Origin of the sequence: Colwellia sp. RSH04 (assembly GCF_003545765.1) — a bacterium.
GTDB lineage: Bacteria > Pseudomonadota > Gammaproteobacteria > Enterobacterales > Alteromonadaceae > Colwellia.
Window position 1 is genome coordinate 394,610 of the sequence record NZ_QXIO01000003.1, and the last position, 17,214, is coordinate 411,823.

The 17,214-nt window shown below is 38.2% G+C and carries 16 protein-coding genes; 6 read left to right on the plus strand and 10 right to left on the minus strand.

What is annotated here, in order from left to right; genetic code table 11:
- The first annotated feature begins 19 nt into the window (after nucleotides 1-19).
- From hpf to mgtE, 5 genes are all read left to right on the plus strand, one after another.
- Nucleotides 20-307, plus strand: coding sequence for a ribosome hibernation-promoting factor, HPF/YfiA family (gene hpf / locus D1094_RS07365; RefSeq protein WP_118959443.1), 288 nt, complete (start codon nucleotides 20-22; stop codon nucleotides 305-307).
- 20 nt (nucleotides 308-327) lie between these two features.
- Nucleotides 328-780 (plus strand): PTS IIA-like nitrogen regulatory protein PtsN, encoded by a 453-nt coding sequence (gene ptsN, locus D1094_RS07370; protein WP_118959444.1) that lies wholly within the window; start codon nucleotides 328-330, stop codon nucleotides 778-780.
- Nucleotides 781-838: 58 nt separating this feature from the next.
- A complete protein-coding gene (gene rapZ / locus D1094_RS07375; RefSeq protein WP_118959445.1) occupies nucleotides 839-1,693 on the plus strand; it encodes an RNase adapter RapZ in 855 nt (284 codons plus the stop codon).
- Between the two features lie 33 nt (nucleotides 1,694-1,726).
- Entirely contained in the window at nucleotides 1,727-1,996 is a 270-nt protein-coding gene (locus tag D1094_RS07380) for an HPr family phosphocarrier protein (RefSeq protein ID WP_118959446.1), read from the plus strand.
- Nucleotides 1,997-2,196: 200 nt separating this feature from the next.
- Nucleotides 2,197-3,555 (plus strand): magnesium transporter, encoded by a 1,359-nt coding sequence (gene mgtE, locus D1094_RS07385; protein ID WP_118959447.1) that lies wholly within the window; start codon nucleotides 2,197-2,199, stop codon nucleotides 3,553-3,555.
- Between the two features lie 46 nt (nucleotides 3,556-3,601).
- Here mgtE and pmbA read toward each other — a convergent pair whose 3' ends face one another.
- Nucleotides 3,602-4,963, minus strand: coding sequence for a metalloprotease PmbA (gene pmbA, locus D1094_RS07390; RefSeq protein ID WP_118959448.1), 1,362 nt, complete (start codon nucleotides 4,961-4,963; stop codon nucleotides 3,602-3,604).
- A gap of 107 nt (nucleotides 4,964-5,070) precedes the next feature.
- Here pmbA and yjgA point away from each other — a divergent pair, with 107 nt between their 5' ends.
- The gene (gene yjgA, locus D1094_RS07395) at nucleotides 5,071-5,583 is read left to right on the plus strand and encodes a ribosome biogenesis factor YjgA (protein WP_118959449.1); all 513 of its coding nucleotides are present in this window, start codon (nucleotides 5,071-5,073) and stop codon (nucleotides 5,581-5,583) included.
- Between the two features lie 72 nt (nucleotides 5,584-5,655).
- Here the strand turns inward: yjgA and D1094_RS18850 are convergent, their stop codons facing one another.
- From D1094_RS18850 to D1094_RS07435, 9 genes are all read right to left on the minus strand, one after another.
- The gene (locus D1094_RS18850; RefSeq protein ID WP_259337855.1) at nucleotides 5,656-5,778 is read right to left on the minus strand and encodes a hypothetical protein; all 123 of its coding nucleotides are present in this window, start codon (nucleotides 5,776-5,778) and stop codon (nucleotides 5,656-5,658) included.
- 190 nt (nucleotides 5,779-5,968) lie between these two features.
- Complete coding sequence (tldD, locus tag D1094_RS07400; protein ID WP_118959450.1) at nucleotides 5,969-7,408, minus strand: metalloprotease TldD; 1,440 nt, start codon at nucleotides 7,406-7,408, stop codon at nucleotides 5,969-5,971.
- 17 nt (nucleotides 7,409-7,425) lie between these two features.
- A complete protein-coding gene (locus tag D1094_RS07405; protein ID WP_118959451.1) occupies nucleotides 7,426-8,256 on the minus strand; it encodes a carbon-nitrogen hydrolase family protein in 831 nt (276 codons plus the stop codon).
- Nucleotides 8,257-8,310: 54 nt separating this feature from the next.
- Entirely contained in the window at nucleotides 8,311-12,336 is a 4,026-nt protein-coding gene (locus D1094_RS07410; protein ID WP_118959452.1) for a YhdP family protein, read from the minus strand.
- Between the two features lie 86 nt (nucleotides 12,337-12,422).
- Nucleotides 12,423-13,880, minus strand: coding sequence for a ribonuclease G (gene rng, locus D1094_RS07415; protein ID WP_118959453.1), 1,458 nt, complete (start codon nucleotides 13,878-13,880; stop codon nucleotides 12,423-12,425).
- Between the two features lie 54 nt (nucleotides 13,881-13,934).
- Complete coding sequence (locus D1094_RS07420; protein ID WP_118959454.1) at nucleotides 13,935-14,534, minus strand: nucleoside triphosphate pyrophosphatase; 600 nt, start codon at nucleotides 14,532-14,534, stop codon at nucleotides 13,935-13,937.
- A gap of 2 nt (nucleotides 14,535-14,536) precedes the next feature.
- Nucleotides 14,537-15,016, minus strand: a complete 480-nt coding sequence (gene mreD, locus D1094_RS07425) for a rod shape-determining protein MreD (RefSeq protein ID WP_118959455.1) — start codon at nucleotides 15,014-15,016, stop codon at nucleotides 14,537-14,539.
- A complete protein-coding gene (gene mreC / locus D1094_RS07430; RefSeq protein ID WP_118959456.1) occupies nucleotides 15,016-15,909 on the minus strand; it encodes a rod shape-determining protein MreC in 894 nt (297 codons plus the stop codon). Before mreC ends, mreD begins: the two co-directional genes overlap by 1 nt.
- Nucleotides 15,910-15,972: 63 nt before the next feature.
- On the minus strand, nucleotides 15,973-17,013 hold the full coding sequence (locus D1094_RS07435; protein WP_118959457.1) for a rod shape-determining protein: 1,041 nt from the start codon (nucleotides 17,011-17,013) through the stop codon (nucleotides 15,973-15,975).
- Nucleotides 17,014-17,214: the final 201 nt, after the last annotated feature.

The following is a 17,214-nucleotide window of genomic DNA, read 5'->3' on the forward strand; positions in this document are numbered from 1 at the left end:
CAAAAAAAGGATATCGCTTATGCAAATTAATCTTTCTGGTCATCACGTTGAAGTTACAAGCTCATTAAAAGAATACGTAAATACTAAGTTTGCAAAACTTGAAAGGCATTTTGATCATATAAACAATGTACATGTAGTACTCACTGTCGAAAAATTAGATCAAAAAGCTGAAGCAACGGTACATATGAGTGGTAATGAAGTTTTTGCTTCTGCTGTCAATACTGACATGTACTCATCAATAGATACGCTAGTTGATAAGTTAGACCGCCAAATCCTCAAATATAAAGGCAAAATCGCCCATCATTAAAGCTTTGCTTTACCTGAACTATGAAATTACAAGATATATTAACGCTAGACTGCACCTCGTGTGCAGTTCAAGCGACAAGCAAAAAACGCCTCCTTGAACATATTTGCGAAATAGCCGCTAGCTCAATCGGTAATGTAGATCCGAGTGACTTGCTCGATAGCCTGCTTGATCGAGAGAAAATGGGCAGTACCGGTATAGGTAATGGTATCGCAATACCCCATGGACGCTTAACCAAAACTGAAAAAGCAGTTGCTGTGCTACTAACAACTGAAGAAGCTATTGATTTTGATGCTATCGATAACCGTGATGTTGATATATTCATTAGCTTATTTGTTCCTGAAGATCGCTGTTCAGAGCATTTAGAAACACTGCAAAGTATCGCTAAACTTTTTAGTGACAAACAAACATTAAAGCAAGTAAGAAAGTGTACAAGTGATCAGCAGCTATTTGATCTAATTCAACAAGCAAGTTGAAGCATTCAACACTAAAATATGCTGTTAAAAAGCATTTCTCAACTGCTTAGGTATTAAAATGAAATTAATTATTGTTAGTGGCCGCTCCGGCTCTGGTAAATCTGTTGCGCTTCGTGTTTTAGAAGATCTTGGTTATTATTGCGTAGATAATATCCCCGTCAATTTATTACCCGCTCTAACACATACCGTTATTAATGATTATGAAACTGTTGCGGTTAGCTTAGACGTTCGAAATTTACCAAATGATCCGCAAGATATCCCTGAAATAATCGGCTATCTGCCCAATGCAGTTGAAGTAACCACCTTATATTTAGATGCTGATGATAACGACTTAATTAGACGCTTTAGCGAAACACGTCGTTTACATCCGCTCATCAAAGAAAATATCGCGCTTGATCAAGCTATCGCTTTAGAAAAAAAGCTGCTTGAGCCCATTTCAACAAGTGCTGACTTATATATTAATACAAGCCAATTATCACCTCACCAACTTGCCGATTTGGTGCGAGAAAGAATACTCGGTAAAAAAACAGGTTCTATGGTTTTAGTATTCCAATCTTTTGGCTTTAAGCACGGTATTCCTGTTGATGCTGATTATGTATTTGACGCACGATTTTTGCCTAACCCATTTTGGGAAAAGTCATTAAAAGGTCAAACGGGATTAGATCAAGGGGTAAAAGACTTCTTAGCCTCTCAACCCATCGTAACCAAATTTGTTTGGCAAATAAATAGCTTTATGATGACTTGGTTACCACACTTAGAACGTAACAACCGCAGTTATATCACTATTGCTATAGGCTGTACTGGCGGAAAACACAGATCTGTGTATATCGCTGAATTGCTGGCAAAAAACTTTAGAAAAGAGCGTGAAGATATTCAAACTCACCATCGTGATATCGACGTAAAATCAACTTAACTTCACTCCATTAACCAGATAAGGCGTTTTTGCATGCTTTCTCAAGAAGTAATGATTTGTAATAAACTTGGCCTGCATGCGCGAGCGGCAACTAAACTGGCCCAATTAAGCCAAAAATTTGATGCTAAAGTTTCTCTAGAATTAGAAGGGAAACATGCTGATGCTGGAAGTATTATGGCACTGATGTTACTTGCAGGTGCTCAAGGTAAAACCGTCAATATAAAAGCCGAAGGTGAAGATGCTCAACAGGCATTATCTGAAATCTGCCAACTTATCAGCGATAAGTTCGATGAAAGCGAGTAACAGCATACCTTTGAAGTAAATATTCTTATTCATTTCATCATAAAATAGCTGATAAAACCACAGACTTACGATAAACTTAGTTCATAGATCATCTAGCGGTTTGAAAAACATAGCTTTCTCCCAAGCTTTACACTCAACCTGTTTCTCTTTGTTAGCAACAATCACATCAAGGTGTGTATTTATAAATAAACAGAGTCGCTATGCCTGAAATTACAGAGCAAGAATACAACCAACAACGCTTACAGCAAGTTAATGAAGCACTTGGTAGTGGTATGTTTGTCTATGTGCGTAAGTTATTACAACACATGCCTGCATACGATCTTGCATTAATCCTTGAGTCTTCCCCTGCAAAAAGCCGTCCCGTATTATGGCAGCTTATTGATCCTGATTTTCATGGTGAAGTGCTAGAAGAGCTTAACGAAGAAGTTCGAAAAGGCATTTTGAAAAGCATGCGACCAGAGAAACTGGCTGCTGTTGCTGAAGGCATGGATGTTGATGATTTAGCTGAGGTATTGAGAACACTACCCGATAGTATCTACAAAGAAGTTCTTAATTCCATGGACTCACAAGATAGAAGCCGAGTAGAAACGGCATTATCTTATGAGGAAGATACTGCTGGTGGTATCATGAATACCGACACTATTACACTTCGCCCTGATGTAAGCGTTGATGTAGTACTGCGTTATTTAAGATTAAAGGGTGAACTGCCTGAATCAACCGATTCGTTTTACGTGGTTGATAGAAACAACCGTTTTATTGGTGCCGTTTCACTTGCTTCTATTGTAACCGCGAAACCTGAAGTCATCGTTTCCACGTTAATTAATGATGAAGTAGAAGCCGTTTTAGCCGAAATGACAGAACAAGATGTCGCTCAGCTATTTGAACGCCATGATTGGTTTTCTGCCCCTGTTATTGATCAAATGGGTCACTTACTTGGTCGTATCACTATAGATGACATTATTGATGTCATTCGTGAAGAAGCTGAACACTCCATGATGAGTATGGCTGGTTTAGACGATGAAGCTGATACATTTGCTCCTGTTTTAAAGAGTACAAAACAGCGTTCATTATGGCTGGGTGTTAATTTGATTACCGCGTTAATGGCAGTTGCGGTTACTAGCATGTTTGAAGGAATATTTTCTCAACTTGCCATACTTGCGGTATTAAACTCGCTTGTGCCAAGTATGGGTGGAGTTGCAGGCAATCAAACATTAACGCTTGTCATTCGCGGTATTGCCTTAGGTCACGTTGGTGAGAGTAATGCCAAAGCATTATTATTTAAAGAAGCAGCCATAGGCTTTTTAAATGGAGTTATTTGGGCTGTGCTTATTGCCAGTGTCGTTGCTATTTGGAAACAAGATTTAATGCTTGGCGGTATTATCGCTTTTGCCATGCTAATGAACATGACTGCAGCAGGCCTTGCTGGTGTAGGTATACCTTTACTACTGAAAAAAATGAATATTGACCCTGCGTTAGCGGGTAGTGTAATAATTACCACCGTTACAGATGTGGTTGGTATTTTTGCCTTTCTTGGTACGGCAACGTTACTGCTAACTTAATTATCCCGAGTTAAGGTCAATTATTTCAGCAGTAACGATTTATTTATTAATGCCCTGCGACTTGCATTTCATCAATTAAAATTGAACCTGTTCGAATACTACCTCGCAAATCAACATCTGATCCAACCGCCACAATACCTTTAAACATTTCTACTAAGTTACCTGCGATGGTGATTTCACTTACAGGATATTTTATCTCGCCATTCTCTACCCAAAAACCTGCGGCACCACGAGAATAGTCTCCGTTAACCACATTGACACCTTGACCCATTAATTCAGTCACTAACAACCCCGTGCCTAACGTCTTTAACATGGCGTCAAAGTCACCAGAATGTCCACTCGCTTCAACAAGCCAGTTATGTATTCCTCCAGCATGTCCCGTTGTAGTAAGTCCTAACTTTCTTGCAGAATAACTAGTTAACAAATATGTTTCTAATGCGCCTTGAGTAATAATATTTCTATCAACTGTCACCACACCTTCATTATCAAATGAACTACTTGCTAATGCTTTCTTAATATGTGGTTGCTCAGTTATATTTAAAAAGTTAGGAAAGATATCGTTACCAAGCTGATCCAATAAAAATGATGATTTACGATATAAATTTCCACCACTTATCGCCGCAATAAAGTGACCCCAAATTGAGTTAGCTATATCTGCACGAAAAAGTACTGGCACTTTACCCGTAGATAATTTTTGAGCATTTAAGCGTGATAATACTTCGTTGGAAGCTTGAAGACCTACCTCTTTTGCGCCATCTAGCAAATTGAAGTCTCGATTGACAGTATAAGCATAGTCACGTTGCATATCATCACCTTCACTGGCGATCATGACACAACTCAAACTATGGCGAGTGCTAGGGTAACCCACTAGTTGCCCATGACTATTACCATACACTTTAAAGCCAGCAAAACTATCTAGGTTTGCACCGTCAGAATTATTGATACGTTTATCAGCACCTAAAGCACTTTGCTCACACTCTTTCGCGATTTCTATTGCTTGTTCAGTAGTTAGCTCCTGCGGATGGTATAAATCAAGATCCTTAGGGTTCATCTCAAGTAAAGCTTTATCAGCGAGACCTGAACATTCATCAACTGAAGTATATTTAGCGATGTTGACTGCCGCTTGAACTGCTTGCTTTAAGGCACTATCAGATAAATCTGCTGTTGAAGCACTACCTTTTCTACCTTCTTGATAAACCGTAATACCTAATGCGCCATCATTAGTAAATTCAACATTTTCAACTTCGCCCATACGTGTGCCAACACTTAAACCTTGTTGACGACTCATAGCCACTTCAGCACCATCGGCTCCTAAAGTTTTTGCTAAATCTAATACAGTTGCAACTCTTGCTTTTACTTCATCAAGTTGTTTAATTAATTGATCATTTGCTTTACTGGTGACGGTCATATTTTGTTTCTACGGTTATTTACTCAGCTTCAAATTTAGCTTGTGAGTATATTAATGATATAATTGGCTAACACTATAAATGCAATCCACTATTGATAACTATTATTATGCCCCACTCAGCTAACGATATCGACGATTTAGAGCAAGAATTAAAAAGTAAAACAGAAATAAAGCGCGAAATGCATGACCTACAAGATTTTGCGCAAAAATTAGTGGAGATGTCTAAACATCAACGAAGTAGACTGCCACTAACCGATGAGTTACTTGATGCTATGATTGTCGCAGACAAAATAACAAATAAGCATGAAGCCTTGCGTCGCCATATTCGCCATATTGCGAAGATATTATTAGAAACCGATTTAGCCCCTATTCATCAAGCCATTGATGTAATGAATAATAAGCATCAGCAAGAGACAGCAAAATTTGTTCGTCTAGAGAATTTACGCGATGAATTAATTGAGCAAGGTAATAATGCCATCGAAGCAGCACTGATTGAAAAGCCGACTATGGAAAGGCAAAAATTAAGACAACTAGTACGCCACGCAGCAAAAGAAAAGAAAGCTGAAAAGTTAGGTAAACATTATCAAAACTTATTTGCTTATCTAAAAGAGCATAGTTAACCACATATAAAGAAAACGGTAATTAGTTATACTAATTACCGTTTTTTATAGAATATAATTTTCGTTTACATGCTACGACAGTAACGTAATCCAACCCATTAACATAGGTAATAAAGGCAAGGCAACAAGAGCAGTTACAACCATAAATAAGTGACGCTTTGATGAGCTATCTTTAAAATCTTCGTTATGTGACATCTTTTAATTCCTCAACTACATACTCACTATGAGTATAAAAAAGACGCGCATCATACCGATATTTTGAACGATTGAATAGCTTTTATTGATCTAGATCAATAAAATAAAAGCCCATAAATTATTATAAAAATAACTTAATATGGTATTTCAGTAACTTAGAGCTTTCATCATTATTTCACTCTTGAGACGATTATTGAGTACCGCCTACCGTCATTTCGTCAACTTTCAGCGTAGGTTGACCTACGCCAACAGGGACACTTTGACCGTCTTTACCACACACCCCAACACCAGCATCAAGTTTAAGATCATTACCGACCATACTAACCTTTTTCATTGCCTCTGGCCCACTGCCAATAAGTGTGGCACCTTTGACTGGCGAGGTAATTTCACCATTCTCAATTAGGTAAGCTTCAGAGCTGGTAAATACAAATTTACCCGATGTTATATCCACTTGACCACCAGCAAAGTTTGGCGCATAAATGCCCTTTTTCACGGATTTAATAATATCTTTAGGATCAGACTCTCCTGCAAGCATATAAGTATTTGTCATACGAGGCATAGGTAAATGTGCATATGATTCACGTCGACCATTACCAGTAGGGTTTACTCCCATCAAAGCAGCATTATGCTTGTCTTGCATGTAACCTTTTAAGATGCCCTTTTCAATGAGCACATTATATTGGCCTGGTGTACCTTCATCATCGATAGAAATAGAACCTCGTTTATTCGCCAATGTACCATCATCAACAATAGTACAAAGATCAGAGGTCACTTGTTCACCGACCTTACCCGAGAAAGCAGATGAACCTTTACGGTTGAAATCACCTTCTAAGCCATGGCCAACAGCTTCATGTAATAAGACGCCTGGCCAACCTGCACCTAACACAACAGGAAAAGTACCTGCAGGTGCTTCAATAGCCACTAAATTAACAAGTGCTTGTCGAACGGCTTCTTCAGCAAAAGCTAAATAACGTGCTTTACCTTGTTCAACTTCAAAGAAGTAACTGTAGTCTGTACGAGCACCGCCGCCAGCACTCGCTCGTTCGCGCTTACCTTTATCTTCGACTAGAACAGAACAATTTAAGCGTACTAATGGACGAATATCAGTGCCATACGTTCCATCAGTTGCCGCAACTAACACCTTTTCATAGACACCAGACAAGCTAACAATAACTTGAGATACTCTACTATCTACCTGTCTTGCATGAGCCTCTACTTGATGAAGTAAATCAATTTTTTGTTCTTGAGTTAAGCTGCCTAATGGCTCTACCGATTGATATACTTCTATCGGTGATTGTTTGGTAAAGGCTTTTACTTTTACGCCACTGATTGGATCAGCAATGCCTTTAGCAGCATCGGTAGCTTTTTGTAACGCCTCTACCGAAATATCATCAGAGTATGCAAAACCTGTTTTTTCTCCTGAAATAGCACGTACGCCAACCCCACGTTCAATATTATATGAACCTTCTTTGACAATACCGTCTTCTAACACCCAAGACTCATGTAAACTTGATTGAAAGTACAAATCTGCATAATCGACTCTTCTGTCTTGCATGCGTTTTAAAGTGGTTGATAAGACCTCTTCATCAATATTACTATCAGCTAACAATGACTGCTCTACACTATTCATTTAAGACTTACTCAACTTTACTTTACTATTAAATTCGACACCAAAGGCATACTTTGGCGGATCTGTTTTACTTTGTTTAATTCAAATGTGGCACTAACATAGCCTTCGCCCTCTGGCAGGCAATTTAGTACATCACCCCACGGACTAATAATCATAGAGTGACCCCATGTCTCTCTACCATTAGCATGAACCCCTTCCTGCGCTGCAGCTATAACAAACGCTTGATTTTCAATGGCGCGTGCCTTTAATAAGGTTTCCCAATGCGCCTCACCAGTAACTCGAGTAAATGCACTGGGAATAGTAATGATATTGGCACCTAATTTTGATAACTGTTGAAACAATACAGGAAAACGTAAATCAAAGCATATAGATAAGCCGATATTAGCAAAAGGTGTTTGAACCACTTTTGCTTGCTGACCCGCTTGTGTATAACGCGATTCTCGATAATTAGCCTCACTATCTGCCACATCAACATCAAATAAATGAATTTTATCGTAAGCAGAAAGCAACTCACCTTCAGGACTAAAAACACAACACTGGTTGGTAAATTTGTCTTGATTAGGCACTAAAACTGGAATAGAGCCAGCTACTAAATATATATTAAATCGCTGTGCTATCTCAGCTAAACTACTCACCAACTTGTTAGTTGATTGCGATGATTTTGCCAGTTCAAGCTGTTCACTATCACGACCACCAAAATATAGACAACATTCTGGCAACACAACGATATTATCGGTTACCTCAGCACTTTGCTGACTTTTCATATTATTGATTTGATTTGCTATCGCCTGTAAGTTTTCACCTACATCGGGTTTTGAACATAGTTGAATTGCGGTAAGTTTTATCATCAGTTACTTATTGAGTTGGTTAATTGCCTTTTGCTAAATCACTATTGTCATTCGCTATGAATCATCTTTTAGTTTTTCTGGTAATTCATTGCTAGGGTTTGACTTTTTGTATTGCCTCATCCCCTTTTCGGGTGCTTTAGATTTACTATTATCAACCTCATTATTCAGGTTATCAACAACCTCTGGCGGTGATTTTCTACCGACACTAACATCTTTACTCTTACGATCAACTTCTCGAAAGTTAGGGTCTGAAACGTTACCCGTTAATTCAAAGGTAAACTCGGAGACTACCTGAGATTTTATCACCTGATCGATTGCAACTCCGGCTAAAAAAGTCACTGGGTTTAAGGTCGCAATCCAAGCTAGCACGGGTAAACTCGATGTTAAGTTTGGCTTATATGACATTTTATAATCAAGCATCCCCGTTGCTAAGTTAGTATTTCCTGTCATGAATAAATCACCCGCAGTACCATTCATTTTAGTACTGTCAGTATATAATACGCCTTGTTTTAACTGGTATTCACCTTTAATGGTACTATAGAACATCCCGTCACTGAAAATATCTCGAAAATCTAACGTTAACTTTCTCACGAGTGACTGCAAGCTTAACACTGAAAATATACGCGCTTTATCACTCACATCCGCTAAATAGCCATCATCAATTTCAGCACTAAACTGTCCATTACTTTGAGACATTTCAAAATCATGAGGGCCACCTGACCAATTAAGCTTAAAGTCCAACTCAGCACCACTATCACGAATTATTGAGTCATAACCCAATTGGTTCATTTCATGTTCAATACTATCGACAACAAGGTCGCCGGTAAACTGACTGATTGACTCTTGCTGATTATGGCGCCAGTCACCTGAAAGAGACAACATAGTTTTGTCACGCTTAGCACTAAACTGATTTACAGAAATGATGTCATCATGGCTACGTTCAACAGTAAAATTAACTTCGCCTAAATTTAAAAGACCAACCTGACAGCGATCACAATGAAAGTTCATTTTGGGAATATTCGCAAAGACCATATCATTGGTAACAATTTCAGACACTGAAGATTCAAGCGCTAATGCCGCTTCATTAGATTTTTCAGGCTCTGAGTCAGTCGGAACAAGGTGTACAAACTCAGCATTTATATCAACACCTTGCTCGTACCAATCAGGGTAGAACTTTATCTGACTTCGAGTCTCTTTAGCATTTAGCTGTAGTAACCACCAATGCTCTTTATCTAGTAAGTTAAACGAGACATTGTTTAGTGTTTGTCCTAAAACGGCTAACTCACCAATAGTGCCACGGATACGCTCTGGCACAGCAAATAAAGGGGTGCTATCTGCTGCGATTTCATTATTTTTGAGTTGTTCTTTGTCATTAACAGTGTCAATAATGTCACTAATTAATGGTTGCCAATGAGAGAATTCTGCTTGCTTTAGTTTAGTCGTAATGTGAAAACCGTTCATGGGTAATAACATTTTTTCATTACCTAATACTAAATGGGCTTGAGCAAAACTAGTGTTTTTATGATGTAAAACGCCATAAAAACTCATCTCCTCACCAAGCTGCGCATTAATCGTTGACCGTGCCTTTTGCCCCGTTGCGATTACAGAAAAGCCATTTGTTTGTGCTGCTTTTTTACCATAAGGTTGAGGCAAATTCAGAATGCTACCCGTTAAGTCTGAAGATATCGCTAAATTATAGGAAAAACCGTCTTGATGATGTTGATGCAGGGATAAAGTACCAGACCAAGGTAATTCACCTGCACTATATTTTTTTAATAAATCAGGCACATGTTGCTGATAGACATCTTCTTGCCAAATCGCCTGCATTGCAATATCTGTATTATAATAACTCTCTTTATTTTCGCCATTTATATCAAGCTTGATTGGTAAGCCTTGCCACAATAGAGATAAATTCTTTGTTTTAATTCTATCGTTTGCAAAAGTTAACTGGCCATTTACCTCACTAAAATCCATGCGCGGAGTTTGCAGTGCCACGTTATTATCAGCAAAATTGATCACCCCCCTTGCCAAACTCTGTGATACGTCATGTAACGGTAAATCTAATGAAAAATTACCACTTATTTCACCCGACACTTGTAATTGTTCGAGTGTCGCGCCCACGGTGTCTTTTAATGGGCTGTGATTCATTAAGTTTGCGACAAGTTCGGCTTGTGAAGGCTTTATTTTCGTTTCAACTTTTAACAGCTGTTCACCTTTCAATTCTTCAATTTCAGCACGAACACCAGTGACATCAAGCCCTGATAAGAATCCTTTTCGTCCAGTTATTAGCATTGAATTATTAGTAAAATTCAAGTTTGCTGAGAAATCAGTTATTTCAGGCCAATCATTGGCAAACTTAAACGTACTCTCGGTCAATTCAGCATCAACGACGAAAATACCGCTGCCATCAGTAAAAGGGAAATGAGATAAAGGACCATTCACTAATACCTGAGCTTGTTCAATAGTGCCATCAACTATTGCAGAGTTTAAGTAGCCGACTAAATTATCACTCATCAAAGATAATGGATAAAAATGACCTGCTAAAGCGGCATCGCCTTGATGAATATCAGCCATCAGCGCCATAGTTGTTTCACCACCAGAAGGTGAATCCACCTCAACCTGTGCTGAAAGGTTAAGTTTAGGCGAGACAAAATCTAATGAATTAACGGCTAAACGCCAACCTGACGCTAATAAAGATAGATTAAGTTCGGCATTAAGCGTTTGATAGTCAATTGGGGTGATAAAGTGCTGTTCAAAATCTAAAGCGCCGTCATTTGCATTAATCTTTATAAATAATTCATTATTAACATAACTGATATTCCCAGAAATATTGGTAAGCCCAGGAATACCATGACTAAATTTATTACTTAGTTGTGAAAAGTCTGTAACGAGTTGAAAGCTTTCTTGTTGCTTTGCAATATGTATATCGGTGACTTGACCTGAAAGGGACAGTTGTGAAAAAAGGTCTCGCGTTGCTTGCTCTTCCACAACTAATGGCCCAAGTTGACCTAGTAAGGATAGATCTAAAGCAGAGATAAAGGCGGAGAAGTATTCACTTTCTTGATTAATCGAAACAGTAAACTCTTGTTTTTCTTGCTGGTTAAATTGCAACAACAAAGGAGTACTAAACATTCTAAAGCTATTTGGTTTCTTCCCTTTCACTAAAAGAAGCTGCCCTTCTCCTAAGCTTAGTTTTTGCTTTGACTCCTTGATAAACCAATGAATATTATTTTCATCGAGTTTTGCTTGTAGTCGTTCTATGGCACTATTTTTAACATTTAACCAAGCCGAAAAGCTAATATCTGATTTTGTTTTGTCGTTTTCAACAGCTAAAACAGAGTCAAGCCATGGGGTTATATCTAAATTGTTTGCTTCAACATAAATTTGTCCATTTAGCTCATTACTACTTTCTCCCGTTAAATTTAAAGAGAGTTGAATATTATTAGAACTTAAATCATTGATAACGACACTGCCTTGTGCTTGATGTAATTCATCTGTATTTAACCAATGCAGGTTATTAATATGGACATCTCGCTCAAGAGCGTCATTCTTGATAACAATTTCACTATCGATTATTGAAAAGCGATTTAAGCGGTTGAGGAATATATTGGTGATCATAGAAAAGTTATCAGCATTTTCTTCTTGTGCTGATACAGGCGATTGATTCACCTCGTTATTAATAGGTGTTTGATTAGACCACAAGCTCTGTTCAATATGAACTTTAGCGCCTTTAATCACTAAATTACTTGATACTAATGTTTGCTGGCTTAAAGAGGCCCAAAAATCTAATTTCAACTCCATTTGCTTTATGTAAACAGACGCTTGATCAGTATCAAGTAAGGAGACATCAGTTGAAACAAGAACAGGTCCAAAGCGATGCCATGCCATGCTTAATGAGCCGAGTGTTATTTGAGTTTGGTTTTTTTCGTTTAGGTAATCTTGTAAATCAGCACGGTAATGTCCAACGTAAGGTAGCAGCAATCGAAAAGCGCTAAGCAGCACTGCCACTATCACCAGAAAAATGGCAATAGTTTTATACAGGCGATTCAGCCAACGGTTCGAAATAGTGGTTATACTCATGTAAAAACGATTTATTCCTAATGACTCTTATTGCTTAGATGCTTTATTTCGTTGAAAGTTAATTTTATATCGTGACTTATTTTAATCTACATCATCACAACATCGAACTGTTCTTGATTATACATTGGTTCTACTTGTACTTTAATTAACTTACCGATAAAGACTTCTACTTCCCCTAGGTTATGATACTCATCATTCACTAGAAACTCGCTGACCGCAGGTGAGGCATAGACAATAAATTTGTCTGCATCATGAGCACGATTTACTCTTACAATTTCCCGTAATATCTCAAAACATACGGTTTCAACGGTTTTTAAATTACCACGACCTGTACAAACTGGGCATTCATCACATAAAACGTGCTCTAAACTTTCTCGCGTTCGTTTTCGTGTCATTTCGACAAGACCAAGCGATGAAAAACCCTGAATTGAATATTTTACCTTATCTTTACTCATTGCCATATCAAGACTATGTAATACTCTGCGTTTATGATCTTCGTTGTGCATATCAATAAAATCAACAATGATAATGCCACCTAAATTTCGCAGCCTTAGTTGTCTAGCAATCGCTTGAGTGGCTTCAACATTAGTACTAAAAATGGTGTCTTCTAAGTTACGATGTCCGACAAAAGCCCCCGTGTTAATGTCAATTGTTGTCATGGCTTCCGTTTGATCAATAATTAAATAGCCACCTGATTTCAATTCTATTTTTCTGTGTAATGCGCGTTGTATTTCTCTTTCAACAGAAAACAAGTCAAAGATCGGACGTTCACCAGGGTAATACTCAAGTACAGGCGTAAGTTCAGGAACAAACTCTTGAGTAAACTCCGCTAATTGATCATAAGTTAATTTAGAATCAACTCTTATTCGCTCAAGTTCAATACCAACAAAGTCTCTTAATACTCGAGAAGATAACGGTAAGTCTTGATATAAAGGTAACTTTACTTGTTTGCGTAATTTACGCTCTAATACTTTTTGCCAAACACGACGTAAAAACTCCGCATCATGTTTAAGCTCTATTTCTCCTGCTCCTTCACCCGCTGTTCTAACAATAAAACCTTGGTGCTCATCGCAATAGGGACTAACGATACTCTTTAATCGTTTACGTTCTTTATCATCTTCAATGCGTTGAGAAATACCTGCATGGGTTGCATGAGGCATTAACACTAAATAACGAGAAGCAATGGTAATATCTGTTGTTAATCTAGCGCCTTTAGAGCCAAGTGGATCTTTAACCACTTGCACCATAATGTACTGCCCTTCATGAACCAATGAGCGTATATCGGCAGTTTGATCATTTTCTTCTTTTAACAGTAATTTAGAATTGATATCTGACGCATGCAAAAATGCCGCTTTTTCTAAATTAATATCAACAAAAGCGGCTTGCATACCTGGTAAGACTCGGATGATTTTACCTAAATAAATATTACCTACGATACCGCGTTTTGCTTCACGCTCAATATGAACTTCTTGCAATGAGCCATTTTCAATAACAGCGACACGTGTTTCACTTGGCGTTACATTTATTAATAATTCTGCGGTCATGTTCGTTGCCTTAATTGAAGTCAGATAATGAAAAAAATGTCATCAAATCAGCCTTTATTCTGAAGACATAGGTAATACACTTGTTAAGCCAGCTTGCTTTAACAATTGACCACATTCAAATAATGGTAAGCCGACAACAGCAGAAAAACTCCCTTGAATTGACTTAACAAATTGCCCTGCAATACCCTGAATAGCATAAGAGCCTGCTTTATCTTGTGGCTCTTTGGTTTGCCAGTATTGTTCAATTTCATCAAGAGTTAATGTTTTGAAAAAAACACGAGTGGTAACAACATCAAAAGTAACCGTGTTGTTGCTCACTAACGCAATAGCTGTCAATACTTGATGCTCTTTACCTGAAAGTGAAGTTAACATCGAAATACTATCAGCTAAATCGTTAGGTTTGCCAAAAATACGCCCATCACAAACAACACAAGTATCAGACCCTAATACTAAACTATTGTCTTGATTTGCTAATAAATCAAAAACATGTTGAGCTTTTTCTTTAGCTAACCTAACAACATAATGCTCAGGGTCTTCATTGCTATATTGATCTTCGTTTATATCAGCAACTACCGTTTCAAATTTGTATCCTAGTTGATTCAATAAACTTTTGCGTCTTGGCGACTGTGAAGCCAGAATTAATTGCTTACTCATAATTACATAATCTTGAAATGGCGACGAACTCGGCGCAGTAATAAAAAGACCCAAGGCCACAACACGACACTGGTAATAACCGGGTATAAATAACTGGTAAGAAAAACAGCATCAGTAAGGAAGCGCTGCATCCAGAAAACTAATAAATGATATAAAGCAGCTAAAATACCTATGATTAACGCTTGTTGCCAAACGGAAAAATTTCGTATTTTTTGAAAGTTTACCACAACAATATATACTGATAATGCCATAGCAGCCGCATGCACGCCCAATACCGAGCCTAGCAATACATCAAGTATAAACCCCATAAACCAAGCGGTAATAATATTAACTTTACTCGGCAAAGCTAAACACCAATAGACTAATACAATGAGTACCCAATCAGGGCGAAAAGCATCAACACTAAGTGGCATTGGCATAATGCTCGCCATCAGTGCTATCAACAGAGTAAAAACAATAATAATGCCATTATGAGAAAACATTAGTTACTCTCCGTTACGCTAGCTGCTTCTTTTATTTTTTCACTCGCACCTTTGGGTGCAAAAATGCTGACAGGCTCTTCTTTAGAGAGTAATAACACATATCTTAAGCGATCTATTTCGGCAATGGGTTGACTGTAAACACGTAAAAACTCGCGTGTTTCATCATTGCTTACTCTAGTCACTCTAGCCACAGGGTAACCTTCAGGGTATTTACCGCCTAAACCAGAAGTAACAATTAAATCACCTTCTTGAATATCTGCACTGTGTGGAACAAAATTATGTATAAGTAAGTCAATTCTACCGGTACCTGAAGCTGTTAACCGCAAGCCATTTCGTTGAATTCGTACTGGAACTGCATGAGTCACATCAGTGATTAATATGACACGTGAGCTTCTTGCGCCAACATGTAGGATTTGACCTACAATACCTTTTTCATCAAGTACAGGTTGCCCTTCATAGACACCATCGCTAGTACCACGATTAATCAAAACTTGATGCGTATAGGGGTCACTATCTACTGACAGAATCTCAGCAAACATTTTTTTTATATCAGGTCTTACAGGTGAGGCAAGTAATGAGCGTAGTCTTTCATTTTCTTGTTTTATGATGTTCAATTGCATGGACTGTTCATGAAATGAAAGTTCATTTTTACGATACACTTCATTTTCAGTCATTAATCGCTGACGAGTGACTAAGTTCTCAGCCCCCCATGTCATCAATTGTTTAGGGGCATTCGCCATATACTGCAATGGACTAACAATCGATTGCAAATAACCTCTTACTACATCAAAGCTTGACATCTTATGATCAAAAAATATCAACACTGCAGAACAGAACAGCACCAAGATAAGTCGGTGCTGTGGGGATGGTCCATGTTTAAAAATTGGGTTCATAGAAAAGCTACAAGTTTTGCGTATTTAAAAAGTTAAAAACATTAAATCCTTGTGAGCAATGGTTTATTCGTAGGAGAATAAATCTCCACCGTGCATATCAATCATCTCTAATGCTTTACCACCGCCACGTGCAACACAAGTTAGAGGATCTTCAGCCACAACAACCGGTATCCCTGTTTCTTCCATCAATAAACGGTCTAAATCTTTAAGTAATGCTCCACCACCGGTAAGCACCATACCACGCTCAGAAATATCTGAGGCAAGTTCTGGTGGTGATTGTTCTAAGGCAACCATAATAGCGCTAACAATACCAGTTAAAGGTTCTTGCAATGCTTCTAAAATTTCGTTGCTGTTTAAGGTAAAGCTGCGTGGAACACCTTCGGCTAAATTACGGCCACGAACTTCAATTTCAATTAACTCTTCGCCTGGATAAGCTGAGCCAATCTCATGTTTAATGCGTTCAGCCGTCGCTTCACCAATTAAGCTACCAAAGTTACGACGTACATAATTAATAATGGCTTCATCAAATTTATCACCACCAATACGCACAGACGATGAATAAACAACACCATTTAATGAGATGATACCAACCTCTGTAGTACCACCAATATCAACAACCATAGAGCCTGTTGCTTCTGATACCGGCATTCCTGCACCAATTGCCGCCGCCATAGGCTCATCAATTAAGTAAACTTCACGAGCGCCAGCGCCCATAGCTGATTCACGTATAGCTCGACGCTCAACTTGGGTAGAACCACATGGAACACATACTAAGACACGAGGGCTTGGGCGAAGAAAGTTATTGCTATGCACTTGTTTGATAAAGTGCTGTAACATTTTTTCAGTAACAAAAAAGTTAGCGATTACGCCATCTTTCATTGGGCGAATCGCTTCAATATTTCCAGGTGTACGACCTAACATTTGTTTGGCAGCTACCCCAACGGCAGCAACACTTTTCGAGCCACCTGCGCGGTCTTGTCGAATAGCAACTACAGAAGGTTCATTTAATACTATGCCTTGATCTTTGACATAAATAAGGGTGTTTGCTGTTCCTAAATCGATGGATAAGTCGTTAGAAAACATGCCGCGTAATTTTTTAAACATAGGGTCGAAATATCCTATTAAAATGGTCAATTAACTAGTGCGCGTGATCTTTAAATCACAGATCGAACAATCATACCTTAGTATGAAGTGAATGTGTTGCTTTTTTTGAGAGAAAACAAACGATACCAAGAGAAATATCATAAAAAAAGTAACAGAATATTAGAGCCTGTTACTTTTTTAATTATATTACTCATTTTGGCG